This window comes from Shigella sp. SIG3 (genome assembly GCF_053555855.1).
Map to the genome: position 1 here is coordinate 1 of NZ_JBQZXE010000231.1, position 1,751 is coordinate 1,751.

General features: G+C 48.7%; 1 protein-coding gene and 1 pseudogene. Both read left to right on the forward strand.

All coding sequences use genetic code 11. The features are described 5' to 3' along the window. A pseudogene (locus ACUU1I_RS20445) lies at nucleotides 1-372 on the forward strand (MFS transporter); the annotation flags it as partial. Between the two features lie 101 nt (nucleotides 373-473). Beyond that, nucleotides 474-1,751, forward strand: a 1,278-nt coding sequence (amn, locus tag ACUU1I_RS20450; protein WP_449144907.1) for an AMP nucleosidase, incomplete at its 3' end; no start/stop codon positions are given.

A 1,751-nucleotide genomic window follows, 5' to 3' on the forward strand; every position in this document is an offset into this window, starting at 1 on the left:
CACAGGGTTTATATCACAGGCGCGTTGATCGGAACGTTGAGCGCATTTCCTTTCTTTATGGCGCTTGAAGCACAATCTATTTTCTGGATAGTTTTCTTCTCCATAATGCTGGCAAACATTGCGCATGACATGGTGGTGTGTGTGCAACAACCGATGTTTACCGAAATGTTTGGTGCCAGTTATCGCTACAGTGGTGCTGGAGTCGGTTATCAGGTTGCCAGTGTGGTTGGCGGTGGATTTACACCTTTTATTGCCGCTGCACTCATCACTTACTTTGCCGGGAACTGGCATAGCATCGCCATTTATTTGCTGGCTGGATGCCTGATTTCTGCAATGACCGCTTTATTGATGAAAGACAATCAACGCTCGTGATAGCCTGCCGAAGATCATCCGATCTTCGCCTTATACTTTTGTTTCACATTCCTGTGACATACTATCGGATGTGCGGTAATTGTATGGAACAGGAGACACACATGAATAATAAGGGCTCCGGTCTGACCCCAGCTCAGGCACTGGATAAACTCGACGCGCTGTATGAGCAATCTGTAGTTGCTTTACGCAACGCCATTGGCAAATATATTACAATTGGCGAATTACCTGATGAAAACGCCCGTAAACAAGGTCTTTTTGTCTATCCATCACTGACCGTAACCTGGGACGGTAGCACAACAAATCCCCCCAAAACGCGCGCATTTGGTCGTTTTACTCACGCAGGCAGCTACACCACCACGATTACTCGCCCTACTCTCTTTCGTTCGTATCTGAATGAGCAACTAACGTTGCTTTATCAGGATTATGGTGCGCATATCTCTGTGCAACCCTCGCAACATGAAATCCCTTATCCTTATGTCATCGATGGCTCTGAATTGACACTTGATCGCTCAATGAGCGCTGATTTAACTCGCTACTTCCCGACAACAGAACTGGCGCAAATCGGCGATGAAACTGCAGACGGCATTTATCATCCAACGGAATTCTCCCCGCTATCGCATTTTGATGCGCGCCGCGTCGATTTTTCCCTCGCACGGTTGCGCCATTATACCGGTACGCCAGTAGAACATTTTCAACCGTTCGTCTTGTTTACCAACTACACACGTTATGTGGATGAATTCGTTCGTTGGGGATGCAGCCAGATCCTCGATCCTGATAGTCCCTACATTGCCCTTTCTTGTGCTGGCGGGAACTGGATCACTGCCGAAACCGAAGCGCCAGAAGAAGCCATTTCCGACCTTGCATGGAAAAAACACCAGATGCCAGCATGGCATTTAATTACCGCTGATGGTCAGGGTATTACTCTGGTGAATATTGGCGTGGGACCGTCCAATGCTAAAACCATCTGCGATCATCTGGCAGTGCTACGCCCGGATGTCTGGTTGATGATTGGTCACTGTGGCGGATTACGTGAAAGCCAGGCCATTGGAGATTATGTCCTTGCACACGCTTATTTACGCGATGACCACGTTCTTGATGCGGTTCTGCCGCCCGATATACCTATTCCGAGCATTGCTGAAGTGCAACGTGCGCTTTATGACGCTACCAAGTTAGTCAGCGGCAGGCCTGGTGAGGAAGTCAAACAGCGGCTGCGTACAGGTACTGTGGTAACCACAGATGACAGGAACTGGGAGTTACGTTACTCAGCTTCTGCACTTCGTTTTAACTTAAGCCGGGCCGTAGCAATTGATATGGAAAGTGCAACCATTGCCGCGCAAGGATATCGTTTCCGCGTGTCATACGGGACACTACTGTGTGTT